The sequence below is a fragment of the Paenibacillus sp. FSL R10-2748 genome (assembly GCF_038005565.1).
GTDB lineage: Bacteria > Bacillota > Bacilli > Paenibacillales > Paenibacillaceae > Paenibacillus > Paenibacillus polymyxa_B.
Window position 1 is genome coordinate 18074 of sequence record NZ_JBBOTK010000015.1, and the last position, 24426, is coordinate 42499.

General features: G+C 46.7%; 24 protein-coding genes. 11 read left to right on the plus strand and 13 right to left on the minus strand.

Translation table 11 applies throughout. From position 1 onward, the window contains the following. Nucleotides 1-1071, minus strand: coding sequence for an ABC transporter substrate-binding protein (locus NSS66_RS25915; RefSeq protein WP_075153536.1), 1071 nt, complete (start codon nt 1069-1071; stop codon nt 1-3). Nucleotides 1072-1091: 20 nt separating this feature from the next. After that, on the minus strand, nt 1092-2090 hold the full coding sequence (locus NSS66_RS25920; RefSeq protein ID WP_340960068.1) for an ABC transporter ATP-binding protein: 999 nt from the start codon (nt 2088-2090) through the stop codon (nt 1092-1094). A gap of 202 nt (nt 2091-2292) precedes the next feature. On the opposite strand from NSS66_RS25920, the gene NSS66_RS25925 reads away from it, so the two are divergent. Beyond that, nucleotides 2293-3186, plus strand: coding sequence for a LysR family transcriptional regulator (locus NSS66_RS25925; protein ID WP_075153535.1), 894 nt, complete (start codon nt 2293-2295; stop codon nt 3184-3186). Nucleotides 3187-3312: 126 nt separating this feature from the next. Beyond that, on the plus strand, nt 3313-4173 hold the full coding sequence (locus tag NSS66_RS25930; protein WP_316243136.1) for a hypothetical protein: 861 nt from the start codon (nt 3313-3315) through the stop codon (nt 4171-4173). Nucleotides 4174-4284: 111 nt separating this feature from the next. Here NSS66_RS25930 and argS read toward each other — a convergent pair whose 3' ends face one another. The 3 genes from argS to NSS66_RS25945 all read right to left on the minus strand — a co-directional run bounded on the left by argS (nt 4285) and on the right by NSS66_RS25945 (nt 7384). Further along, a complete protein-coding gene (gene argS, locus NSS66_RS25935) occupies nt 4285-5964 on the minus strand; it encodes an arginine--tRNA ligase (protein ID WP_340960070.1) in 1680 nt (559 codons plus the stop codon). A 2-nt stretch (nt 5965-5966) separates the two neighbouring features. After that, entirely contained in the window at nt 5967-6401 is a 435-nt protein-coding gene (locus tag NSS66_RS25940; protein WP_013308207.1) for a DUF1934 domain-containing protein, read from the minus strand. A 92-nt stretch (nt 6402-6493) separates the two neighbouring features. Continuing rightward, nucleotides 6494-7384: a LysR family transcriptional regulator gene (locus NSS66_RS25945; protein WP_028542580.1), complete on the minus strand. Its 891-nt coding sequence runs from the start codon at nt 7382-7384 to the stop codon at nt 6494-6496. A gap of 153 nt (nt 7385-7537) precedes the next feature. On the opposite strand from NSS66_RS25945, the gene NSS66_RS25950 reads away from it, so the two are divergent. From NSS66_RS25950 to NSS66_RS25965, 4 genes are all read left to right on the plus strand, one after another. Next, entirely contained in the window at nt 7538-9292 is a 1755-nt protein-coding gene (locus tag NSS66_RS25950) for an ABC transporter ATP-binding protein (protein ID WP_103744919.1), read from the plus strand. Further along, complete coding sequence (locus NSS66_RS25955; protein ID WP_340960072.1) at nt 9289-11028, plus strand: ABC transporter ATP-binding protein; 1740 nt, start codon at nt 9289-9291, stop codon at nt 11026-11028. Before NSS66_RS25950 ends, NSS66_RS25955 begins: the two co-directional genes overlap by 4 nt. Nucleotides 11029-11238: 210 nt before the next feature. Beyond that, nucleotides 11239-11553 carry a MazG nucleotide pyrophosphohydrolase domain-containing protein gene (locus NSS66_RS25960; protein ID WP_025718465.1) on the plus strand — a complete coding sequence of 105 codons (315 nt, stop codon included), beginning with the start codon at nt 11239-11241 and terminating at the stop codon, nt 11551-11553. Between the two features lie 13 nt (nt 11554-11566). Further along, on the plus strand, nt 11567-12148 hold the full coding sequence (locus tag NSS66_RS25965; RefSeq protein ID WP_076265412.1) for an LOG family protein: 582 nt from the start codon (nt 11567-11569) through the stop codon (nt 12146-12148). A gap of 214 nt (nt 12149-12362) precedes the next feature. Here NSS66_RS25965 and NSS66_RS25970 read toward each other — a convergent pair whose 3' ends face one another. Both NSS66_RS25970 and speE read right to left on the minus strand, forming a co-directional pair. Next, nucleotides 12363-13655, minus strand: coding sequence for an MFS transporter (locus NSS66_RS25970; RefSeq protein ID WP_053324353.1), 1293 nt, complete (start codon nt 13653-13655; stop codon nt 12363-12365). 270 nt (nt 13656-13925) lie between these two features. Then, on the minus strand, nt 13926-14753 hold the full coding sequence (speE, locus tag NSS66_RS25975; protein ID WP_053324352.1) for a polyamine aminopropyltransferase: 828 nt from the start codon (nt 14751-14753) through the stop codon (nt 13926-13928). Nucleotides 14754-15035: 282 nt separating this feature from the next. Here speE and NSS66_RS25980 point away from each other — a divergent pair, with 282 nt between their 5' ends. Further along, the gene (locus NSS66_RS25980; protein ID WP_340960082.1) at nt 15036-17093 is read left to right on the plus strand and encodes a transglycosylase domain-containing protein; all 2058 of its coding nucleotides are present in this window, start codon (nt 15036-15038) and stop codon (nt 17091-17093) included. A gap of 146 nt (nt 17094-17239) precedes the next feature. Here the strand turns inward: NSS66_RS25980 and NSS66_RS25985 are convergent, their stop codons facing one another. Continuing rightward, the gene (locus NSS66_RS25985; protein WP_028542587.1) at nt 17240-17704 is read right to left on the minus strand and encodes a hypothetical protein; all 465 of its coding nucleotides are present in this window, start codon (nt 17702-17704) and stop codon (nt 17240-17242) included. A 135-nt stretch (nt 17705-17839) separates the two neighbouring features. Further along, nucleotides 17840-18889: a hypothetical protein gene (locus NSS66_RS25990; protein ID WP_340960073.1), complete on the minus strand. Its 1050-nt coding sequence runs from the start codon at nt 18887-18889 to the stop codon at nt 17840-17842. A 124-nt stretch (nt 18890-19013) separates the two neighbouring features. Between NSS66_RS25990 and NSS66_RS25995 the strand changes: the two genes are divergently transcribed. Together NSS66_RS25995 and NSS66_RS26000 are read left to right on the plus strand one after the other, a co-directional pair. After that, a complete protein-coding gene (locus tag NSS66_RS25995) occupies nt 19014-19406 on the plus strand; it encodes a VOC family protein (protein ID WP_068939365.1) in 393 nt (130 codons plus the stop codon). Nucleotides 19407-19524: 118 nt separating this feature from the next. Then, nucleotides 19525-20337, plus strand: a complete 813-nt coding sequence (locus NSS66_RS26000) for a pentapeptide repeat-containing protein (RefSeq protein ID WP_068939363.1) — start codon at nt 19525-19527, stop codon at nt 20335-20337. Nucleotides 20338-20652: 315 nt separating this feature from the next. Here the strand turns inward: NSS66_RS26000 and NSS66_RS26005 are convergent, their stop codons facing one another. After that, nucleotides 20653-21006, minus strand: a complete 354-nt coding sequence (locus NSS66_RS26005) for a YunG family protein (protein WP_340960076.1) — start codon at nt 21004-21006, stop codon at nt 20653-20655. 61 nt (nt 21007-21067) lie between these two features. Next, nucleotides 21068-21613, minus strand: a complete 546-nt coding sequence (locus tag NSS66_RS26010) for a histidine phosphatase family protein (protein ID WP_028542593.1) — start codon at nt 21611-21613, stop codon at nt 21068-21070. A 142-nt stretch (nt 21614-21755) separates the two neighbouring features. Between NSS66_RS26010 and NSS66_RS26015 the strand changes: the two genes are divergently transcribed. Beyond that, a complete protein-coding gene (locus NSS66_RS26015) occupies nt 21756-22505 on the plus strand; it encodes an MBL fold metallo-hydrolase (protein WP_053324346.1) in 750 nt (249 codons plus the stop codon). A 99-nt stretch (nt 22506-22604) separates the two neighbouring features. On the opposite strand, the gene NSS66_RS26020 is transcribed toward NSS66_RS26015, so the two are convergent. Then, a complete protein-coding gene (locus tag NSS66_RS26020; RefSeq protein ID WP_025723771.1) occupies nt 22605-23111 on the minus strand; it encodes a PTS sugar transporter subunit IIA in 507 nt (168 codons plus the stop codon). Between the two features lie 304 nt (nt 23112-23415). Between NSS66_RS26020 and NSS66_RS26025 the strand changes: the two genes are divergently transcribed. Beyond that, a complete protein-coding gene (locus tag NSS66_RS26025) occupies nt 23416-23775 on the plus strand; it encodes a winged helix-turn-helix transcriptional regulator (RefSeq protein WP_025723772.1) in 360 nt (119 codons plus the stop codon). A gap of 9 nt (nt 23776-23784) precedes the next feature. Here the strand turns inward: NSS66_RS26025 and NSS66_RS26030 are convergent, their stop codons facing one another. Next, nucleotides 23785-24336, minus strand: coding sequence for an NAD(P)H-dependent oxidoreductase (locus tag NSS66_RS26030; RefSeq protein WP_028542595.1), 552 nt, complete (start codon nt 24334-24336; stop codon nt 23785-23787). Nucleotides 24337-24426 lie beyond the last annotated feature (90 nt).

Consider the following 24426-nt stretch of genomic DNA (forward strand, 5'->3'; position numbering starts at 1 on the left):
TTACTTGAACATTTGCGTGAACTTCTCCGTCACGTCTGATCCATGCTCACCCATCCACTCCCAATTGGTTTTCAACAATGGAATCTCGTCCAGGTTGGCACGCTTGTCGGCTTTGATATCCGTGCGGCCCGGGAGTAAGGAGGCATCTGCTACTAGTTTCTGTGCCTCGTCCGACAACAGATAGTCAATGAATGCCTTCGCATTCTGCTCATGCTGCGTTGACTTGAGAATTGCGGCAGGACGTGGGCTGATGACCGTCCCCTCTGTCGGATAGACGATGTCAATCGGCTCGCCTTTGGCTTTTGCCTTGTAGGTCATGTAATCGACCGCAGCGACGACTATACCTTTAGCTCCGGTAATCACGGGGTCCAGCGCTTCCTGATTGGCACCAGCCATAGCAACACCGTTAGCCTTGTACTGCTCGAACAACGTCCAGCCTCCATCGCCCTTGGCGCTCAGATAGCCTGTCATAAAATCCAACGCTGAGCCGGACAGGGATGGATCGGGAATATTAACCTGATCCTTGTACTCAGGCTTCGCCAAATCAGCCCATGAAGTTGGTGGTGTTTTCACCAGCTTCGTGTTATACGCAATGCCCAGAGCAGAAGCACTGGTACTGAAGTAGTTGCCCTCCTTATCGGACCAGTCTGGATTTAGCTTGTCTGCGTTCTTGGCTTCCGGGTAAGGCAGCGTAAGTCCTTCCTTTTTCAAGCCTTGTACAGATGGAAGCGATGCCAGCACAACCACGTCCGCTACCGGATTCGTCTTCTCAGCTTCCATGCGGGCCAAAATTTTTCCTGTCGTTCCCTGGAACAACTCTACCTTAACTCCGCTCTGCGCCTCATACCCTGCTACCAGCTTTTTCGCCAGTCCATCCGGGCCTGCGCTGTAGACCACCAGCTTCTGATCGGTGGATGCCGCCTCAGCTTGTCCTGCTGATCCATTATCTGGCGCCCCATCCTTGGATGGCGTTGCTGTTCCGCAACCCGCCACAGCGAGTCCAAAAGTCAATGTTAATGCGAGCATCGTCCCTTTTTTCCATCCTGTACGAAAAACATGCCTATTCATCATCTTATATTTACCCCTTTTCCCTATGCTTCAAGTTGGTGGATGTGTTGCGGTGATACCCAAATGTGCATTTGTTGACCTATGGGCAAGCGGATGGAGTGATATGCAGTCCATTGTTCGCCGTTCTCGGCTAGTATACGAATTTCATAACGATCGCCGACATAGCTGACATGCAGGATCTTTACTGTAAAAGCGTGCTGATCCGCTTGCTCCTGTTCCCAACGGACATGTTCAGGACGAAATAGTGTTCGTTCCGACTCCAGCCAGTTGGATTTGCCAATAAACCTCGCTACCTCTGTATGAGCTGGGCAACTGTAGATCACCTCTGGTGTTCCGGTCTGCAAAATATGCCCACTTTTCATAACAACCACTTCATCAGACATTGACATGGCCTCGATCTGATCATGGGTAACATATAGGGCGGTCAGCCCCAGATCGCGCACAAGCGATAGCATCTCAATGCGCATCTCCTCCCGTAGCACTGCATCCAGCGCACTGAGCGGCTCGTCGAACAAAACAAGTCGAGGCCGGATAGCAACCGCTCTTGCAAAGGCAACCCGCTGCTGCTGACCACCGGACAGCTGATGAGGATACCGATCCTCCATCCCTGACAATCTGACCATGTCGAGCGCCTCCAGCACCACTGTCCGCAGTTCCTTGTCTCGAGCGCTGGCGAACCCTTTCCCACGCTTGCCCGCACGCAGGCCGAAGGCCACATTTTCAAACACCGTCATATGCGGCCACAACGCGAAATCCTGAAAGACCATGCCAAAGTGGCGGAGATGGGCGGGAATATCCTTTTTGCGTTCTGCCGAAAAAAGAATTTCCTCTCCCATCGTGATTGTGCCAGTATCCGGTATCTCCAGACCAGCAATCAAGCGCAAGAGCGTTGTTTTCCCACAGCCGGACGGTCCGAGCAGTGTTGTGAATTTGCCCCGTCGTACTACCAGATTCGTCTCATACAGCGCTGTTATTTGGCTGAAGGTTTTACTTAATCCGTGAATATATAGATCCTGATTCATCGCATTACCTGCCTGTTCTTCTGACTGACCCCAGTGTAAAACTTGAATTCGCAACCTGTGTTATTGGAAAGTTAAAACAAAATTAATTATTTCAATGAATTGTGTTAACACTCATAGATTTAATCTATATAGAGGGGATTGACGCTGCTCCCCAAAGAAATAGGCATGATTGTTCGATTAACCTGAAAGCGAGGCATTCTAAGTGAACTTAAGTCTTTTAAAGTTACATATTGTAGAGCTGCTGAATAAGCACCATAAAATTACCACGGTCGCCGAGCTTCTTGGCCTAAAGCAACCCACCGTTACTTTTCATATGAAAAATCTGGAGCGTGAATTCGGAGTGAAGCTGTTTGACACACGTATGGGTAAAATCATCCTGACGGATGCTGGAAATGCGCTGCTGCACTATGCCACTAAAATTAATGCACTGGCTGCTGAAGCTGAGCGAGTCGTCCGCGAGTTCGATACGCTCCAGCGGGGAAGTATACGTATTGGCGCAAGCTATGTACCCGCTACCTACCTGCTTCCTGCTGTGCTGCACCGCTTTGCCCGTGAGCATCCGGGCATTCACATCGCCTTGTCTGTGAAAACAGCGCCCGTGATCAAGGACATGCTTGCCCGCCACGAAATTGACCTTGGCATCATTTCGGCAGAGCCGTTTCAATCCCCAACGCTACTCTCCGAATCCTTGGGCGAAGATGAATTGATGCTCATCTGCTCACCCACTCATCCGCTCGCCAACGAAACCGATTTGACACCCGAGCTTATCGCTTCTTCCTCCTTCGTATTACATGGCAAGGAATCCAGCACACGCCACGTGACCGACAAATGGCTGGAGCGTGGGAGTCGGCGACTTCCTTCCTATCTGGAGCTGGATTCACTGGAAGCCATCAAACAGGCGGTTATGCTGGGAGAACACATCTCCTTTGTCTCTCGCATTGCCGTTCAGTCAGAGGTTGAGCGGGGCTTACTGGTTGTAAGACCTATTCCGGGGCAGTCTGTTGAGCGGTACATCTATATGGTCAGCAACAAAGACCGCCATCGCTCGGCGCTCATTCACAGATTCACCGAATATTGTTCATGGAACCAAGATTAAATCTTACCTGTCATATAGAAATTATGTAATTTTTTAACCGGAGTACCCTCTTGCTTTGACATACGACTGACAATACACCCGTAAAGTGTAGCGTGTAACCTATTCGGACGAACAGGAGAGGATGAAATGAAAACAGGCCTTCGTATCACCAAATTGATGTCGGTAGTAACTCTAAGTGCAGTGCTGCTCGTAACAGGATGGAAAGGAGCCGAGCCGGTACAAGCTGCCGCCAATGCCACACCAAGCTATGAGGTGAAGCTGCTACTGGATACGGCTCAGGTCCTCAATGCGGATGGCTCATTAAAAAGTGGCATCGTGAACGAGTTTCAAATTAGCGAAGATGCACAACGATTGAGCGTCGAGTATTTTGATACAAATTCATTGCAATTGAATGACGAGGGCTGGAACGTGAGATTTCGTAAAAAAGAGGACAAAAAGAATTATGAATTAACCTACAAAAAGCGCTATACGGTCACAAATGGAAATATCGACGCGGCGCTCACCCAAGCGAATAAAGATGGGTTCAGTGCATCTGATGATAATTATGAGGCTGAGGTGGATTGGGGATACAGCAAGCAAACACTAAGCTTTTCCAATGATAAGAAGACAAACGCCTCCAAAGGATTGGCTCTGCCTTCCCCAGATCAAGCATTAAAGCAATTGCAGGATAATCTTCCGGGCAAGCTGCAAAACTGGAAAAACAGCAATTGGGGTAAACAAACCTTGGCAAACTCCAGAGTACGCGGTCCTGTACAGGTCAGTAAATACGAGGGTCGCTTTCAGGGATTGGATGCCGACGTTGAAGTATGGCCTATTCGCAGCGCAAACGGATCAGGTATAGAAAATATTATCGAAATCTCCTTCAAAACCTCGGATTACAGTGTTGCCGCCAGCAACCGCACCAAGCTGATGAACCTGCTGCAATCCAAAGGATGGCTGGTTCCCGCCGATTCCCTGAAAACGAATTTGGTACTGGAACGCTACTAAGCTAATCCAACATAAAAAGGAACCGAGGCGCCACCCTGTTGAGGGTGATACGAACGGTTCCTTTTATTATTATTTATATGACTACGAAGTCATGATGTCAAAGTTGCTTGCTTACATACGTTCCGGTGCAGACACGCCCACCAGCTTCAGTACGTTGGCAATGGTAGTACGCACCGCACCAAACAACGCCAAGCGTGCCTGCGTTTGAGCGGCATCCTCTGTGATGACGCGCTCTGCCTTGTAGTAGCTGTGGAACAATGAAGCCAGCTCGTAGACATAGCGAATCATACGGTGTGGTGCAAAGTTTGCAGCCGCCACCGATACTTCTTCCGGCAGCTCGCCGATTTTGCGTAACAGATCGTATTCATGCTCAGCCGTCAGCTTGGACAAGTCAACTTCTGCCAACGGCAGCACAGCAATACCTTGCTCTTCGGCTTGACGATATACGCTGCATGCACGTGCGTGCGCATATTGCACATAGAATACTGGATTCTCATTGGAGGTGGAAATCGCCAAATCCATGTCAAAATCCAGGTGCGAATCCATGCTGCGCATAGTGAAGAAGTAACGAATCGCGTCTACACCCACTTCTTCTATCAGATCTTCCATCGTCACGGCCTTGCCGGTACGTTTGGACATTTTTACTTTTTCCCCATTTTGGAACAAGCTGACCATTTGGGCAATCAGCACTTTAAGCTTATCCGGGTCATTGCCCAGTGCTTCCATTGCTGCCTTCATCCGTGGAATGTAGCCGTGGTGATCCGCTCCCCAAATGTTGATGATCGTGTCATACCCACGAGCATATTTATCGCGATGGTAAGCAATATCCGGGGTCAGGTACGTGTATGTACCGTCATTTTTGATCAAGACGCGGTCTTTATCGTCGCCGTACTTGGTCGTATTCAGCCATGTAGCTCCGTCCTTCTCGTAGATCTCCTCACGGTCACGCAGCTCATTCAGCGCTTTAAGCACTTCACCGTTTTCATACAACGACGTTTCGCTAAACCAGGAGTCAAAAGGTACACGGAACAGTTCCAGATCGCGCTTGATCTTGTTCAGTTCCTTTTCCAGACCGTAGTCACGGAAATAAGCAGCGCGATCTCCCGGTTCCATAGACAACAGAGAATCTCCCTTTTCGGCCACCAGTTCCTTGGCAAACCCGATGATATCCTCACCATGGTAACCATCCTCGGGCATCTCCGCAGGCTGTCCCAGCTCCTGCAAATAACGCGCTTCAATAGAACGGCTCATGTTGTAAATCTGGTTACCCGCATCATTAATGTAGTATTCACGAGTTACTTTGTATCCAGCAAAATCAAGCACGTTGCAAAGAGCATCCCCTACGGCTGCACCACGTGCATGACCTAAGTGAAGGCTACCCGTCGGATTGGCGCTGACAAACTCGATTTGCACCTTTTTGCCCGCACCTTCCTGTATACGCCCGTAATCTGCCCCCTGCTCCTGCACCTGTCCAATAACAGCATAAAGGTAGCTCTTGTTCAGGCGGAAGTTAATAAAGCCCGGTCCAGCGATTTCCGCACTTTCAATAGAAGCAGAAGCTAAATCCATATTCGCGATCAAATCTTCAGCAATTTGCCGTGGGTTCTTCTTCGCAATGCGGGTGAGCTGCATCGCGGCGTTGGTGGCCAAATCACCGTGTGACTTGTCCTTCGGTACCTCCAGCGTAATGGTCGGCAGCTCTTCGCGGCTCCCGATTCCGGTAGCCAGCACCGCCGCCTCAATTGCTGAGGTCACCTTTTGATTAATAAGTTCCAGTGGATTGCTTGTCATGATTATTGCTCCTCCTGTATATGCAAACTGATGGCAAAATGCCCCGAGAAATCCTCAAATACGTACAGATCATAGGTCCAGCTCACATGTCCGGTGAATCCATCCATCCGAATATCGAGCTTCTGCGTATGCGCAGACATGTTCAGGTTTAAATAAGGCGAGCGGTAAAATCCAGGCAACCTGCGTCCCAGCGCAAACGACTGCTCTGATTGTACCTCACCGTGACGAATCAGCTTTAGCTCATCCGGTCCGATTTTGACTGTGTTCCGTGTCGTACCGCCCTCAGGACTTTCTTGCGGCTCATCGTACCTTATATATAGATGCTTCCCACGCACGATCGCTTCTCCGGGAAGTTCCTGTACCACATCTTCTCCGTCATGATGACTATGAAGACGGATTCGGACCTTTGCATTATGTGGCATGTATTCAAACTCCATTCTATTGCTATCCTACTGTACTACTATATCCAGTTCCCGATTGCAATTCAAATGAGTTTTTACAAAAAGATGCTTTCATCCAAAAAATTTAGCTACCTTAAGTCAGCTTCATCGGATGCTTGGCTAAAACTTTCAATGAATCGAGAGGCTAGAGAAGACATGTATTTATCCTTCAGCCAGACAGCTGCCACACGCGTATGTAATTCTTCACACATAATTTCCTTAACGATTAACTGGTTATTGCTTCCGAGTGACAACGCAGACCGCGAAATCATACCGATCCCTAGTCCTTCATTAGCCCAGTGAAGCGTGGTGCGGGCATCATCGTTTTTGCAAAAGAAATTTGGCTCAAAGCCATGCTTCATACAGGTATCGTGGATCAATTGTTCAAAGCGGCGATATACGATGAGCGGCCTGTTTTTCAAATCAGACAACGGGATGGTCTTCTGTTCGGGGTTCCAGTCATGTTCTTCTGTCATCACTGCTATCATCGGCTCGGAGGACGCATATCTGCACCCTAAATCGGTGGTATTAAAAGGGGTTCTGACGATACCGACCTCTACAATTCCTTTGTTCAAAAGATCGAGAATCATGAAGGTATTTCCCTCATGAATTTCGAATTTTACACCCGCATAGGTTTTATGAAATTCGGAAAGCCTGTCTTTCATCAGGGCTGCGCCGGAAGAAGAGACCGTTCCAATGGTGAGCGTACCCTTCATCCCCAAGGCAAAATCGTTTATTTCTCTCGTTGTGGCATCTGTCAGCTCCAATATCTGCTTGGCCCTGTTCTGTAAAATGATGCCGGCCTCCGTCAACTGGATACTTCGTGAGCCTCGATGCACGAGCTTTACACCAAGCTCTTCCTCTAGCTGCATGAGCTGCTGACTTAAAGGAGGCTGCGCGATTTGCAGCTTTTTGGCTGCCGCTGTAATCTGTCCGGCCTCTGCGATCGCCAAAAAATACTTGAGATGTCTCAATTCCATCCTTATGGACCTCCGGTACTGATATATGTAAAACCTATACCTCTAATATATATTAAATATTATTCATATGGTTGGGGATGTGCCATAATCAAATTCAGTTATGCTATTGCGGCATGAGGCTATATACATTATTTAGGTTAGGTGATGGTTTATTTGCTGAAATTTGCTGTTTTTTTGAAACCTTATAAAAAGGAAACGATTCTTGGGCCTCTGTTTAAATTGATTGAGGCCATCTTGGAACTATTGCTGCCTACTATGGTTGCTTTAATGATCAATCATGGCGTAGGTAAAGGAGACACCCATTATGTTTGGCAGATGGGTCTTTTGATGTTACTCATGACTATACTGGGCTTTGGCAGTTCATTAGTGTGTCAGTTTTACGCAGCCCGTGCCTCTCAAGGATTCGGAACTACGCTGCGCAATACGATGTTTAAGCATATTTCATCGTTTTCTTATGCTGATCTCGATAAGTTCGGTACGCCCTCGCTCATCAACCGGATTACTAATGATGTCAATCAGCTTCAAACGGCTGTAGCGATGCTGATTCGTCTGGTCATTCGTGCTCCTTTTATTTGTATCGGGGCTATTATCATGTCAATGATTCTGGATTTCCGCCTGGCTTTGGTGCTGTTGGCGGCTACACCAGTTCTGGCTTTGATCCTATATGTGGTCATTACGAAGGCTTCACCACTGTATCGTCGGTATCAGAAAAAATTGGATAAAATCGCCCTGGTGCTAAGCGAAAATCTTACAGGCGTACGGGTCATACGCGCATTTGCCAAAAGAGGAGCTGAACGAGTTAAATTCAACACTGCTTCAGATGACCTGACTCAGACCGCTATTCGTGTCGGACGTATTTCTGCTTTGCTAAGCCCTGCCACCTTGCTGGTGGTAAACGGAGCTATTATTGCAATCCTGTGGATCGGCGGCATCCATATCCAATATGGATCTCTTACACAAGGGGAGATTATTGCCTTTATTAATTACATTACGCAAATTTTACTGGCTCTGATTGTGGTGACCAATTTAATTATTTTGTTCACCAAGGCTGCCACTTCAGCAGCGCGGATTCAGGAGGTCCTAGACACGCAAGCTTCGATTTCCGACACTGCTGCTACTTCTACACCTATAGACAGGGAGGGAACAACTGAGCATGGCGCTGTACCAGCCATCTCTTTTGATCATGTTTCCTTTGGATACAATACGACAGGGCAACTGGCACTTAGCGATGTAGTGGTAAACATCTATCCCGGTGAAACGGTCGGCATCATCGGAGGAACAGGTTCGGGGAAATCCACCTTTGTGAATCTCATTCCCCGCTTCTATGATGTAGTAGAAGGTCGTATAGAGGTTGATGGCATTGACGTACGGCAGTATAAGCTTGAGCAATTGCGGCAGAAAATCGGTATTGTTCCTCAGAAGGCGCTGCTGTTCACTGGAACTATAGCGGATAATATCCGTTGGGGGCATGAACACGCCACCGATGAGGAAGTCGCTCAAGCCGCAGCAATCGCGCAAGCAGATGAGTTCATTTCCAACTTGCCGGAGAAATTGGATGCTCCGATCACCCGAGGGGGGCTTAATCTGTCGGGAGGACAAAAGCAGCGACTTACCATTGCCAGAGCTATTGTCGGCAATCCGCAAATTCTCATTTTGGATGACTCCTCAAGCGCACTTGATTTTGCTACCGATGCCGCCCTCCGCAAATCGCTGCGTGAAAATAGCACCAGTATGACCGTCCTGTTGGTCTCGCAACGAGTAAGCAGCGTACAGCATGCTGATAAAATAATTGTGTTTGATGAGGGGCGGATTGTCGGTATCGGCACACATGAACAGTTGATGAGCAGCTCAGATGTATATCAGGAAATTAATCATTCCCAGCTCTCAACGCAGGAGGTAGACCAATGAGTGGCAAGGAAACCTGGAGAAGATTGTTAACCTATGTGGGTCAATATAAAACAACAACATTTTGGGTCATCGTCAGTGCGTTTCTCAGCGTGCTTGCCAGTCTGATCGGACCCTACATGATTGGTCAAGCTATCGACCACATGGTGGATAAGGGAGCAGTGGATTTTAAAGGTATTGCGCAGATTCTAGCTGGATTAGGCATTGTATATGTAGTAGGAAGTCTATTTAGCTGGCTGCTCACGTATTTGACGAACCGGATTGCTTTTCAGACTGTAAATGATATGCGGCGGGAGTTATTTGATCATTTTAATATCCTTCCGTTAAGCTTTCATGACACTCATCCGCAAGGAGACAGCATTAGCCGTTTTGTGAACGATATGGATGCTGTGTCAGATGGATTGCTGCAAGGCTTTTCCACATTGATTACCGGGATTATTACGATTATAGGCTCCATTGTACTCATGCTGTATATCAGTCCGATCATGACGTTGGTCGTATTGGTGTCTGCCCCGATCACATATGGCGTGGCACGGTTCATTACTACAAGGTCGCAGCGTATGTTCCGCGAACAGGCCAAAATTTTAGGAAGCCTGAACGGTTACGTCGAAGAAATGATCGGCGGACAACGGGTAGTTACCGCTTTTCATTATGAAAACCGCTCGCTTGAGGAATTTTCCGCCAGAAACGAACAATTGTATCAAGCCGGGGTGAAATCGCAGTTTTACGGATCATTGTCCAACCCCTCCACCCGATTGGTGAACAACATGACTTTTTCAGTCACCGCCACGATTGGCTGTATCTCCATCATTTTGGGCGTGATCTCGGTAGGCGGATTGTCGAGCTTTCTAATTTATACCAATTTGTTCGCCAAGCCCTTTAATGAAATTACGGGTGTGCTGACCCAGTTCCAGGCAGCTACGGCTTCTGCTCAGCGCATATTTTCGATTTTAGACTCACCGCCTGAGCAGTCGGAAAAATCGAACGCCGTACAGCTGGAGCGCAGCAAAGGCACGATTCTTTTTGATCATGTCAAATTCTCCTATAACCCGGAACGTACGCTCATTACGAACTTTAGTCTGGAGGTTAAGCCAGGCACTCGTGTGGCCATTGTCGGGCAGACCGGAGCTGGTAAAACCACACTTGTCAATCTGCTCATGCGGTTTTACGATGTGGACAGCGGCTCGATATCCATCGACGGGGTGAATATCAACGACATGAGCCGGGACAGCCTGCGGACTAACTTTGGTATGGTACTTCAAGATACTTGGCTGTTCAGCGGGACCATTCGGGACAATATCGCTTACGGGAAGCCGGAGGCTACAGACGAAGAAGTCATCGCGGCTGCAACAGCTGCCAATGCGCATAGCTTCATCAAACGACTGCCTCATGGCTACGATACGGTCATCAGCGGATCGGGCGATAGCCTGTCGCAAGGCCAAAAGCAGCTGCTCACTATCGCGAGGGTGATCCTCGTCGATCCACCTATGCTGATTCTGGATGAAGCGACCAGCAGCATAGACACCCTGACAGAAGCGCGTATCCAAAAAGCATTTATGAAAATGATTGCCGGACGCACCAGCTTTGTGATCGCCCACAGACTATCGACCATCCGCGAAGCGGATTTAATTTTATACATGAAAAACGGCGATGTCGTCGAAAGTGGTACCCATGAGGGACTTCTTGCCAGCGGCGGCCATTATGCCTCGCTCTATAACAGCCAGTTCACTACGGCTTAAAAGACTGACCGGATACGGTCGCATCATTAAGGTCAACGTTCTTTTAAAAAGTCGGTTGCTTTTTAAGCAAACGGCTTTTTAAATTTTTCTTTGATAAATCCCCCCCTTATATTATATAATATAACACGAACAAATGTTTCTGTTTCATCTAAACCTTATGGTTTGTGTATAGCCAACACCTATGCATGGGTTCCAGTTGGGAGGCTGAATATGGATATTAATGAATTTCAAAAGTGGGTCAAGCAATATTATCAGGAGAGAAACTGGTCTGATTTGGATATCTTTGTCCGAATTGGTTTCTTGGCAGAGGAAACCGGGGAGGTTGCGAGAGCTATTCGCGCCCTGGAGATCGGCAGAGACCGGCCTGATGAGATCGATGGTTCATTCGAGGAGAACAAGGACCATTTAACTGAAGAACTTGGAGACGTACTGGGTAATCTCATCGTGATCGCCAACAAGTATGACATCACCTTGGAGGATATATTTCGAACACACCAGCAAAAACTTGCAAAAAGATATACATAAAGGAGAATCTCATATGAAAAGCATTGCTGTTTTTTGCGGTTCCAGTAATGGAGCGTCTGAGATTTATCGAGAGCATGCTGTTGCTCTGGGCAAGGCACTTGCCGAACAGGAAATAAGCCTGGTTTATGGAGGAGCAAGTGTTGGTTTAATGGGTGCAGTGGCTGACGCGGCGCTTCATGCAGGAGGTTGCGTCATCGGTGTGCTCCCTCACTTTTTGCAAAGCCGTGAAATTGCACATAATGGCCTGAGCGAATTAATCATTGTTGATTCCATGCACGAACGAAAATCTAAAATGGCAGAGATTGCGGACGGATTCATTGTTTTACCAGGTGGCCCAGGTACAATGGAAGAATACTTTGAAATCTTCACATGGGCGCAATTAGGCTTGCATGAAAAGCCATGCGGTCTTTTAAACATTAACCATTATTACGATCCTCTTATTTCCTTGTTTGATCGTATGGCTGAGGAACAATTTATGCAGGAAAAATATCGTGCGATGGTAATTACGGATACTACTCCGCAAGGAATCCTACGGCAATTTACAAATTACACTCCTCCTGCCGTCAAAACATACCTCTCGAGCAAACGGACCTGATATTAGGAATGGCACATACTGCTCAACAGATATACCAATTAATTTAATAGTTATAAAAGGAACACCACCGTCAACGTTATTCCAGTCGTGTTCCTGTAAAATTGAGGAGAATTGCAGGCTTTTATTCTCCCCAATCGTCACGTTCACTTTTACAACTGCATTTAATTATGTAGTCATCCAATGAATGATGTCACGCCTAACGAGAACCCCAATTTTAAATCCCAGCGCCCGTAGCGGTTGGATGGTCCATTTGCTCACTTTCCTGAAAATCCCTGCGATACAACCAGCCGATCAAGATAGCAATGGTCGTCATAATCGCAGCCAACAAATACACCTGCACCATACCAAAACGGTCTGCATACCAGCCCATGAATAACAAGGACAGGCCGAAAGCGAGATTTGTAAGCACATCAATTCCCGCCATCACTTTGGGCAGCTGGGCTGCCGGTGCACTGGTTTGCAGCAAGGTACGGCGAATGATACCAGCCATTTGAACAGGTAAGCCTGATACAGCAAAAAGAATAAGCGCAGCAACGGGGATTGTATTCAGCGCAAATACAATTGTAATCAGTACATACACCAGTAACGCTCCGAGCATGTACAAAAAGCTGTTCTTTTGCAATCGCTTGACCAAGCCAACGACAATCAATCCACCCAAGATCGTGCCCGAGAAAAAGGACGCATTCATAAAGCCCCACCAGCTTGCATCCCGATGCAGCACTTGACTGACGTACGCCAAAATAAATACGCCGAGCCAGGAGACTCCCCCAATACTATCCACACTATCGACGATCATCAGAGAACGAATACGACGGTTGTGCCAAATGATTTTCCAGCCTTCCCCAAGCTCTTTCCAATGGGAGCCTTTTTCCTTTCCCTTTGCAGGTTCTACTAGATTTGTTGAGGAATCCGAAGCTTCAAGACTTAATTCCTTCTGATCCAGTGGATCGCGGACGAAGGACGTGACAGTTACAGCTACGAGATAACAACCGGATGCGATCACAAGCGTATTCAGGGAACCCAGCCAAGCCACAATAATTCCGCTCAACGCCCAGCCTGCACACCTGACCACCTGATCACTGACCGCTACCATGCCGTTGGCCCGCATTAGCCCTTCACCCGTAGCCAAACGGGGTACAAGCGCATTACGCGCAGGATTTGTCCAGCCATCCAGAAAAGACATACCAAACACCATCACAAAAATAAATAGAAACGACCTCTGCTCCGGTACGATCCACAAATAAAGCAGCAGCAGCGTAAAAATGACAAACTGCCCAAACTGGGAAAATAGCAACACGCGCGTCAGCCGAAATCGGCCGAGGACGATCGGTGCAACGAGCCCACTAAGCACTTGGGCAGACAATCGGAACAACGGGATTAAAATAGTCGTCATTAAGGAATTACTTGAACTGAACACCAATACCACTACACTCAACATGTAGATGATATCTGCTACGTTGGAGATCGTCTGAGACCCCCACAGGTAATAAAAAGAGCGTCTGATCAAAAAAGTTTCCCCCTCTTTGGTACATCGCCAATTTATGTATTTCCATAACCAAACCTCCCTTGTTGATATTACAAATCTGTTAATTGTCTGGTTTTTTGTATATTCTACGCACACCCTTAAATTTCCTTCTTTTATCTTAAAAGGAAATCCGGTGTCCAGTATGCTTTCATAGCCTTTTCCAAATCTTATCCAACACAAAAAAAGCGCCTATAGCGCTCTTTCTCACCCAAAAACAGGCAATAAAGACCACTAAGGCGCTTCTTAAAATGTTTACTTCGTTAAATCTTCTACAAATTTAGGTAATACAAACGCCGCTTTGTGTAGACGCGGACTGTAATATCGGGTGTCCATCTCTGGAATTCGGGTCTCGTCTACTTCGAGCGGATCATACTTCTTACTACCCAACGTGAATGTCCAAAGACCGCTCGGATAGGTCGGAATGTTCGCACCATACACACGCACAATCGGGAAAATTTCCTTCACATCTTTGTTGACCTTCTGAATCAGGTCTGCCTTGAACCAAGGATTATCCGTTTGCGCAACGAAAATGCCGTCTTCCTTCAACGCTTCAAAAATACCTTGGTAAAACCCGCGCTCAAACAGCGGGGCTGCCGGACCTACCGGCTCCGTCGAATCGACCATAATGACGTCGTATTCATTTTTGTGTTCAATAATGTGCATGTATCCGTCATTGACCAGCACTTCTACATTAGGCTCGTCCAGCTTTCCTGCGATTTCAGGCAAATATTTTTTGGAATATTCAATCACCTTACCGTCGATCTCAACCAATACAGCCTTCTCCACTTCAGGGTGCTTGATAACCTCACGAATAACGCCGCCATCGCCACCGCCCACAACCAAAACTTTTTTCGGATTCGGATGTGTATTCAAGGCCGGATGTGCTACCATTTCGTGATACACAAATTCATCCTTAACCGTTGTCATCACCATGCCATCCAGAACAAGCATATTGCCGAATTCCTCAGTCTCGATCATAGCCAGATCCTGAAAATCTGTTTTCTCAGAGACGTAGGTTTGTTTGATTTTTGCTGTAATGCCGAAAGAGGGAGTCTGCTTCTCCGTAAACCACAAGTCCATCATTCCAACCTTCTTTCTGATCAAAGTATGTGTCCGGCAATCCGGTAGCATAAACGTTGACTTTCCTTATATCAGCAACACGCAAACGCCGAGTTTGCTATATTTATTGTACCAAACGCATTGGAATTTCACACTTTTTGCATTATAAGTGATACCTGAATGGACTGCAAAAGCAATTTGGAGATTTAATCTTGTTTAAAATAGACACGTGTGTGTATCTGATGAATAGACACTTTCGGATTGACTATACTGAGAACATCAACTATGGAAGGAGGTGGCATGATGACCGATACGACCGGGCGATCCCCCAAGCGTAAACCGCTTTGGCTTCGATGCTTTCAAGGACTGATGTCTCTCACTATTCTGACGGTCATCGCCGCCTGCATCCTGCTCGCCTATTTGTACACGACCAGCCTTCCGCTCGCGGATACGGATCGGAATTCACGTCTGCTCGATAGTCAAGGGCAAGTCATCGCCACTTTCTCTGCTGGAGGCAAAGAATCCATTCCGGTCCAGCTTGATCACATTTCACCCGATTTGATTGCAGCTACCCTGGCTGTGGAAGATCGGAAGTTTTATGATCATTTCGGCTTTGATTTCAAAGGTCTGGGCCGGGCGGTAATCGTTAATCTGACCCGCTGGGATATGTCGCAAGGGGCCAGCACGCTGACTCAGCAGCTTGCACGGAATCTGTACTTATCTCATGAGAAAACATGGACGCGCAAGGCCAAGGAGGCCATCTATACCGCACAGCTTGAAATGAAGTACACCAAGAATGAGCTGCTGCAAATGTATTTGAACGAAATTTACTATGGTCATGGCGCCTATGGCATTGAAGCAGCTTCGCAAATGTATTTCGGTAAATCCGCAAAGGATCTGGATTTGGCCGAAAGCGCCCTGTTAGCAGGTATTCCGAAAGGACCGACCTACTATTCACCGTATAATCATATGAAAAATGCAAAGGATCGGCAGAAAATTGTACTGGACTCCATGGCGCTCACCGGCAAAATTACTCCGGCCGAAGCCACCAAGGCCTATGAGGAAATGCTGGCCCTGCGGCCCGAGAGCCAGCGCCGGACAGTGGAAGCCGCTCCCTGGTTCCGCGATTACGTCCGCCAACTGGCGACTCATCAGCTTGGGATTAGCGAAGGGGTGCTTGAGCATGGTGGCCTGAGCATTTATACCACGCTGGACATGCACATGCAGCAAGCAGCCGAGGCGGCTGTAAACGAGGGCATGAAGAGCAGCAACGGACTGGAAACCGCGTTAATCTCCATGGACCCGCGCAACGGACATGTCAAGGCCATGGTCGGTGGAACGAACTATGTCGGGAATCAATATAATCATGCGCTGGCCACAACCCGGCAGCCAGGCTCCGCTTTCAAGCCGATTATGTATCTGAGCGCGCTGGATTCCGGCGAATTGACGAGTACGTCCAAGTTCGAAAGCCGACCGACGTTGTTCCACTACGATAACAACCGCAAGACCTATAAGCCCAAAAATTTTGGAGATAAATATTTGGGCGAAATAGATCTTCGGCGCGCAATTGCGGCGTCCGATAATATCTATGCCGTTAGCACCATTTTGAAGGTGGGAACGGATAAGGTCATGGACCTCGCCAGCAAAATGGGCATTACAAGCGAGCTCAAGCCCGTACCTTCGCTGGCGCTGGGCGTGTCGCCCGTCAGCCCGTTCGAGATGGCCTCGGCCTTCTCGGTCATCGGCAGCGGCGGGCAAAAGGTGGCTCCGGTGGCAGTGCTGCGCATCACCGATGCGGCCGGGCGGTCGCTGTACGAAGCGCCCCAAGCCGCGCCCGTGCAGGTGGTGAAGCCCGCCTCCGCCTACGTCCTCACACGCCTCATGGAAGGCGTGTTTGAAGAAGGCGGCACCGGCAACCGGGTCGCGAAGCTGATCAAGCGCCCGGTCGCCGGCAAGAGCGGCACGACCAACACCGATGCGTGGATGGTCGGCTTTACCCCCGAGCTGTCCACCGCTGTCTGGGTCGGCTACGACAAGGGCAAGGCCATCAGCACACAGGATGCCCGACGGGCGGCTCCGATTTTTGCGCAATATACGGAGAAAGCGCTGGAGAATGTGCCGCCCAAAATCTTCCCTATCCCTGACGGCGTAGTCAGCGCTTATATTGATCCGGCCAGTGGCAAGCTGGCTGCACCGGACAGCCCGGACAAGCGGCTGGAGGTATTCGTCAGCGGCACAGAGCCAAAGGAGACGCTGTCGGGGCAAGATACCCCACCAGCAGCAACGCCAACTGACCAAGCGGAGCGACAAGCCGAAAAGAAAACGTGGTGGGGCAATTTTAAGCGTTGGTGGATGGATTAATAGCAAAAAAAGACTGGGGGAACGCGATGAGCGCTCTCTCAGTCTTTTTATTTTCGCTTCACTTACCTCATTTACCCATTTACCTCTCTTGCCAGTGCCATCAGCCATCATCCCGTTAAGCCCCGCTCTTCCCTAAAGCTGCGCGATTACCAATAACAGCTAAACGACTCAATACGGTTAGTGTCTACACCATAATAAAACCAAAAACGACCACTCCACCGGAAACCCGCTACGGATGTCCTGCCTACAAAGACAGGGTACATCCAGAAACGCTCTCCGTTCGTCAGCCATACAAACGTGTTGCGGAACAAACAACCGAAAATGGCTCCAGGGTCAACCGCATACGCCGAAACCAGCGGCTTCGGTGGCGTAAATTGCGGTGGTGGGGAAGTTGGTGCTTGAGTTTGCTGCCCACCTTGCGGACCGAATGGCCCCTGCGGCGGCGGTGAGAACGGCTGTGGCGAAAATGGCCCTGGGCCTGGTGGCGGACCTATCGGAGATGGGAAGGAATCCTGCATATCAGGAAATTGTGGAATCGAAGGACCTGACGGCGTGAATGGACCCGGAGTACCCGGTTGCGTTCCGAAAGGAACTTGTGGCAGTAAAGACATGTGTTTCACTCCTTGTGTTCTAGGCTGATGTATCCTATGCGGGACATCAGCCCGCGGACTGGGCGAATCCCCATATCGCCGCCGAACTCCGCTATTTCGTCCTTTTACATCAAAAATTCTTATTTCCTGATGCGATTAACTCCCTTTCTGAACATGCTCCAGCTCAATTTCATGCACCATTTTAATCTCGACTCGTTTCCTTAGCTCATAATACCGTTCCAGCAGTCGGTGCTCCACCCCCAACTGTTCATTCATCCAGCCTATAATAGAGTCATCGTGATGTTCGTTAGACCAGCTAAACAAATCGCTATATAGCTGACCAAATGATTCCTCATTGCTGCGAGAGAACCGGATCGGTCGGGCTGTATAGCTTAGCTTGAGTTCCAACATCTCATATAGCACGTCCAAACGGTATTCCAATGCCTGTACATCTTCTTTGGATGCATCGTAGCTTTTTATATCCTGAACGAGCTCCCTAAAGGTTAGCCCTACATGCTGCATAGCAAAATAAGACCACACACAACTGCCTGTAGCCGTTCCATGAGCCTCCCAAAACGGATTCCACAGGATAGAGCGAATCGTATCCTTCTGCCCTTCTCCAAACAATGCTATTCCAGCAATAATTCCTGCATTACAGTCTACGGAAGCATGTTGCTCTCCCCAATGTACCAATCGCGGAATCATATCTTCAGTAGTGCATTTAAAGCTTAACAGAGGTAATAATTCATTAAACAAATTCTGATCCAACACTTTTTCCAATTCAGCCGCCAGTTGTTCACGATACGGTTCGCATGGAAGATGTACCAGTCCCAAACAGGCATCCACAGACGCAACTCCATATGGCCCATTCACCAAAGCGACAAGATCAGCAGCAGCCTCCACATAACCCAAATAACCTAGCACATACAGCACACCGTCAGGTATATGTTCTGGGGATGACTGATTTTGAACGTAACGCTCGTACATATCCTGCGCCAAAGTAACATCCCCGCATCTCATGATCGGCTGGAGGAGCAACCCCCTGATATAATGATGGGGATCTTCTACAAAAAGCCTGTATAACTCCCACGCATCCTCCATGGTCCCATATCGGGCTACCACATCCGTATAGGCGGAAATGATGCTGGCGTCCAGCTTCTTGCCTGAGCTGAACATATCAATAAGCCCTGCTGTCGCGTCCATCATCCTGTTTTCCCCTTTCCCATGTTTGCATACCTTTCTTTATGAAGCACTTCTCCACTGTTGAATATTTCTATTAAAAAAGAGGAAAGATGTTATCATCTACGATCCAGTCTAGGGAGTTGATCTCATGCAAGATTCCAGTCCAAAAATTACAACATTTTTCATGTTCTCAGGTCAAGCAGAAGAAGCCATGCAATATTATACCTCTGTATTTAAGCCGTCTGGTATTATGAGCATTTTTCATCAGGAAGATGGGACCGTGTTACATGCCGTATTCAACCTCAAAGGGCAGACTTTTATGGCTATAGACTATAACCATCAGGACAAACACCCTTTTACCCCAGCTCTATCTCTATTCGTCACTTGTGATTCGGAAGAAGAAATCCATAGCTTGTTTGACCAGCTATCTCAGGAAGGCCGAGTCCTAATGCCCCTTGAAGCCTCTCCCGTAAGCCAACAATTTGGGTGGGTTGAAGATAAATACGGAGTCTCATGGCAATTGAACCTGGCAAAAGACTAAATTTCTTCTCTAAACGATCCAGCAGACTCTAGAAGTCTATGAAAAAACAATAGACCATGCTCCATCTTTTTTTGGTAATATTACATTTAATAGGTGCCAGTAAAAGGATGTGTGTTTATTGTATAGTGCAAATTGTGAACAATGTTTTGGTTTATGCTGTGTAGCCTTACCCTATGCAAAATCAGCTGATTTTGCTTTTAATAAGGATGGAGGAACTCCTTGTCAAAACCTAAATGCGGATTATCGTTGTGATATTCATAAGAATCTAAGAAACAACGGCTTGCGAGGCTGTACGGTATATGATTGCTTTGGAGCAGGGCAAAAAATTTCCCAAGTTACATACAACGGAAAAAGCTGGCGAGACGACCCGGCAATAGCTGTGGAAATGTTCAGTATATTTCCCATCATGCAACAGCTTCATGAAATGCTTTATTACCTCAATGAAGCCCTTAACTTAAAAGAAACTCAACCCATCTATACAGACTTACAAAAAGCTATGGCGAAAACCGAGCAGCTTACGGATCAAGATCCAAAATCCCTCATAAATCTTCATGTACCAACCCATAGGGCGTTAGTCAATGATTTACTTTTACAAACAAGTGAATTAGTACGAGAAAAAGGTAAGAAAAACTTAGAGCGCAATAAATATAATAAAAAAATCAGGAGTAGAGACCTTATCGGGGCAAATTTGAGAGGCGCCAATCTTAGGGGTGCCAATTTGAGAGGAGTTTTACTTATTGCTGCTGACCTCCGAGAAGCCGATATGAGAATGACCGACCTTATCGGTGCGGATTTTAGAGACGCTGATTTAAGTGGAGCTAATCTGGAAGGAAGTATTTTCCTTACACAAGCGCAATTAAATTCGGCTAAGGGCAATTGTAAAACCAAACTGCCCCCCTCTCTAAGCATTCCCGGCCATTGGCTGCATTAGTTTTTTTCTAAAGAAACATTGCTTACCTACATGAAAAAGAAATAGACCGCCCCCCACAAAGGTAACGGTCTATTGTTGGACCCTACTGCCGACTGCTCTTTAAGCAGTGGTTGTATACTGGAGTCGTGTTAGCGCACGACTCCTTTACTATTCTTACCTCAGTATAGCTCATTTTATAACGTAAATACAGCTTTTATCTTCAAAAATTTTACTGATTACTCAGCTCTTTAACGTATATTTGGCAACAAAAAGTACCTTCCATTGGATCAGGTTCAAAAATCACGTCTTTATGACTGCATCCAGATTTAAATCCCCTTATTCTTCTTCGTTCAGAAATTCCTTTAATCTCCGACTTAAAGCTGTATACTGCTCTGCATTGGTGTCCGAAAAAGCCTCCTCCCGGTTGGAGTATACATCCTGATACTGTGGAGGGATTGAAAATTGCGACCTCGTAAAATCTATAATGTCCTCACCAATGCGGTTGTAATAGTGCCAACCACTATCCAGCCATGTCGTCCTCAAAATATCGCCGCCAAGCCTGTCCTGAACGACAAGCGCTGTGACACCACATTGTCCAGCCGCAGGATTATTTGCTATCCATTTAGAGCTAGACTCCAAAGACCAAGCTTGAAACAACGCCTTTTCTAATTCTAAAAAAACGGTTTGCATTCAACATGCGCCTCCCTCTTCGATTCCATTCTGCACTTATGGTGAACGTGCTTTATTTATTTCAACCCGTATTCCACACTCTGTGAATCTTGGCTTCTGCTTCTTTCAGTTCTAGCAAATATATGTCTGGATTCGAAAGTTTTTTCCACTCCTCAAAACCAAACTGCGGATCGTAATGTCGAATGAGAAGAGATAGTAAAGCTCCATGAGTTACAATGATAACCGTTTTTTCCGCCCGCTCTATAAGCTCCTGGACAAGCTGGATTCCTCGATCTGCTGCTTCACGAGATGATTCTCCTCCCTCCAGCTTCAAGTCCTCGTCCAAATACGTCTGCTCCAGCACGTCCAGCCAATGATCCAGATGCTCACCGCTTAATACACGTTCCTGAAGACGTAGATCAGTATATACCTGCAACTGTCTACGCTCAGCCAAGGGCTGAATGGTTCGCACGGCCCGTTTCCATGGACTGGACACAATATATTCCACACCTACATTCTCCATAAAATCAGCCAACTGCTCAGCTTGCCGGGTACCTTCATCGGTGAGTCGGGCATCTGGTTCCTGTCCGGTTGCTTGGGCATGTCTGACAAAATAAATTTTCTTCACGTCATCACTCCTTAACTGTCACACAAATTTAAAATTCTGCATATTTACAAATAATTATTTTTATGTTATAATATTGGTTTACATATTTGGATTTCATGATACGATTCCTTTGTATTACATCAACTCTTATGGGAGGGATTCGATGCAATTAGACAAGGGAATACACATACTCCAGGTTTCTGCTAACATCATGGGAAGTATAGAGAGTATTCACCCCACTTTAATGTGGGACGAAGATAACATGATTTTAGTCGATACGACTTACCCCGGGCAACTCTCACTTTTACATGAGGCTATTCTAGACACCGGATTAGCAATCCATAAACTTACCTCCATATTAATAACACACCAGGATCTTGATCATATCGGCAGTTTAACAGATATAATCCGGGCTTCCTCATCCCCAGTTCAAGTATTAGCCAGTTCTATCGAAAGGCCTTATATACAAGGAGAAAAACAGCTTATAAAGCTGACTCCAGAAGCAATAGATCAAGCTGTAAGCTCCATGCCCGAATCCGTTCCGGTAGAATGGAGACATGCATTCCGGCGTACACTTGAAAATCCCCCAAAGGCTATTGTAAACTCCATCATCGTTGCCGGAGAGGAATTGTCCTTCTGTGGGGGGATCGTAGTTATAGATACTGCTGGTCATACACCAGGACACCTAAGTTTCTATCATAAATCCAGTCAAACCCTGATTGCAGGAGATGCCCTACGCGTAGTAAGCAGCAAATTATTGGCTCCAGACCCGCAATACTGCTGTGATTTCAATATGGCCAAAGAATCTCTTAAAAACCTGCTGCCTTATGATATTAAAAAAGTGATCTGCTTTCATGGAGGGCTGTACGAAGGCAATTGTAATCAGCGGATATCTGAAATATGTGAATCCTAGCTTTTGATCACATGGTCATGCCCGATCCTTGACCGATCAGAGAATCATCTAAAGAAAAGACTAACCAGGAATTCCTGGTTAGTCTTTTCTGAATGAGAACTAGGCTTTTAAGTGGACTCTTAATACGGGTACTTCTGAAGAGGCAGATGTTCCTTCCAAGATCTCCACATGACTGATCATCTCTTGCCCGTCTGGAACGATTACCGGAGTAATTACAGGCAATCCCCCCTGTTGAATCGCGTCTAGATCAAACTCCATCAGTAATTGCCCTGCTTTAATGTTATCTCCTGTTTGAACGTGAGGGTTAAACCCTTGTCCTTTGAGGGAAACTGTATTAATCCCAACATGTATCAAAATTTGTACACCAGATTCATGCTCAATGATCAGAGCATGCTTACTTTTCTCCATCACGTGGACGACTTTACCCGTAAAAGGAGCAGTCACTTTACCTTCAGTCGGATGAATAGCGATGCCTTCCCCCATAGCCTTCGTAGAGAACGCAGGATCTGGAACCTCTTCAAGGGAAACCACTTTTCCTTTGATTGGTGCTACCATGTCGAATTCTTCAATACGAGGAGCCGCCTTCTTTTTCAACCATTTAAACATAACGATGCCACCTTATTTAGAGATTACATTCATAAACAGTGAATAGGACTTAACTACATCTTTCAAGGAACCGGTTCCACAAAATGAATAAAAAGAGGAGTGGAAGCGATTTCTATCTGAATTATAGTGAATGCCTTTCCAGGATGTCAAGATGCTTCTCTCCGTTTCTAGAATCACTCCATTTAAAGATACAGAAACATTTTATAGCGAGCATACTTTACATCCTTTCACTAAAATTGCATAATGATCAGTTGTAAAGTATGCACATTCATATTATATACTTACCTAAAGGAGAGTGTAATTTATGAGTGAACCCTGTGTTCCGTCTGGCGTGGTCCTAAAAGACACTGGCTTTGGATATACGTTGTCCTTAATAAGCGGTAAATATAAAATGATCATTATATATTGGCTTTTTGAAAATAAGGTTATGCGACATAACGAGCTGAAGCGAAGTATCGGTACCATTTCCTTCAAAACACTAAGCATCATGTTAAAAGAGCTAGAGGCAGATGGCCTTATCATACGCAAGGAATTTCCCCAGATCCCTCCAAAAGTTGAATATTCACTATCTAAACGTGGCCTTTCTCTCATTCCATTATTAAATATGATGTGCGAGTGGGGAGAGGAAAATGGTTTGCCAGCTCTGGAGGACGGACAGCAATAGACATTCCTATTACAGGCTGTCAATAAAATTCAAATAATCTCGTGCGCTTTTCTCCAATTCGCTTTCGGACGTACCAATCTCATTTTCGCCAGACTCTTTTTCTGTACCATAAAACGCAAAGAACGAACGATAATCTGCATTGCAATATAGGAAGGTTGTTTCAAAAGGAGATAATAGCTGCTCAAGTGTATGGCGATATCTTCCTTCTTCACTATAATCTTCTTTTTTACTTCCGGCAGATACTGCTAAAGCAACCTTACGATTCTTTAATTTGTCACCTCCATTTGAACCATGAGCCCAGCCATAAACAAAAACATCGTCAAGCCATTTTTTAAGGAGAGGCGGACTGTTAAACCAATAAACTGGGAACTGTAAAATGAGATTGCTATGTGATTCAATGAAGTGCTGCTCTTTTTCCACATCAATGTTCCCGTCAGGGTAAACCTTATGCAATTCGTGGATAGTATACTTTTCTGGATATTTTTTGAGTTCTTCTACCCATCGCCTATTTATGACAGATGCCTCGATGCTTGGATGTGTAACGATAACAAGAGTTTTCAAAGAATTGTCCTCCTTAAGTATTATTTATTTTTGAGTATAAAGTGAGCGCTACAAATATGTAAGTATGCACTTTCAGGACAACTACTTACT

Bases quoted from the DNA above. Each gene is read 5' to 3' on its own strand.
- NSS66_RS26025 (WP_025723772.1), top strand. From the start codon at position 23,416: ATGAGTGAACCCTGTGTTCCGTCTGGCGTGGTCCTAAAAGACACTGGC.
- NSS66_RS25920 (WP_340960068.1), bottom strand. From the start codon at position 2,090: ATGAATCAGGATCTATATATTCACGGATTAAGTAAAACCTTCAGCCAA.
- NSS66_RS25930 (WP_316243136.1), top strand. From the start codon at position 3,313: ATGAAAACAGGCCTTCGTATCACCAAATTGATGTCGGTAGTAACTCTA.
- speE (WP_053324352.1), bottom strand. From the start codon at position 14,753: ATGGACTTGTGGTTTACGGAGAAGCAGACTCCCTCTTTCGGCATTACA.
- NSS66_RS25980 (WP_340960082.1), top strand. From the start codon at position 15,036: ATGACCGATACGACCGGGCGATCCCCCAAGCGTAAACCGCTTTGGCTT.
- NSS66_RS25915 (WP_075153536.1), bottom strand. From the start codon at position 1,071: ATGATGAATAGGCATGTTTTTCGTACAGGATGGAAAAAAGGGACGATG.
- NSS66_RS25995 (WP_068939365.1), top strand. From the start codon at position 19,014: ATGCAAGATTCCAGTCCAAAAATTACAACATTTTTCATGTTCTCAGGT.
- NSS66_RS26015 (WP_053324346.1), top strand. From the start codon at position 21,756: ATGCAATTAGACAAGGGAATACACATACTCCAGGTTTCTGCTAACATC.
- NSS66_RS25945 (WP_028542580.1), bottom strand. From the start codon at position 7,384: ATGGAATTGAGACATCTCAAGTATTTTTTGGCGATCGCAGAGGCCGGA.
- NSS66_RS25990 (WP_340960073.1), bottom strand. From the start codon at position 18,889: ATGATGGACGCGACAGCAGGGCTTATTGATATGTTCAGCTCAGGCAAG.
- NSS66_RS25940 (WP_013308207.1), bottom strand. From the start codon at position 6,401: ATGGAGTTTGAATACATGCCACATAATGCAAAGGTCCGAATCCGTCTT.
- NSS66_RS25955 (WP_340960072.1), top strand. From the start codon at position 9,289: ATGAGTGGCAAGGAAACCTGGAGAAGATTGTTAACCTATGTGGGTCAA.
- argS (WP_340960070.1), bottom strand. From the start codon at position 5,964: ATGACAAGCAATCCACTGGAACTTATTAATCAAAAGGTGACCTCAGCA.
- NSS66_RS26020 (WP_025723771.1), bottom strand. From the start codon at position 23,111: ATGTTTAAATGGTTGAAAAAGAAGGCGGCTCCTCGTATTGAAGAATTC.
- NSS66_RS25965 (WP_076265412.1), top strand. From the start codon at position 11,567: ATGAAAAGCATTGCTGTTTTTTGCGGTTCCAGTAATGGAGCGTCTGAG.
- NSS66_RS25960 (WP_025718465.1), top strand. From the start codon at position 11,239: ATGGATATTAATGAATTTCAAAAGTGGGTCAAGCAATATTATCAGGAG.
- NSS66_RS25985 (WP_028542587.1), bottom strand. From the start codon at position 17,704: ATGTCTTTACTGCCACAAGTTCCTTTCGGAACGCAACCGGGTACTCCG.
- NSS66_RS26005 (WP_340960076.1), bottom strand. From the start codon at position 21,006: ATGCAAACCGTTTTTTTAGAATTAGAAAAGGCGTTGTTTCAAGCTTGG.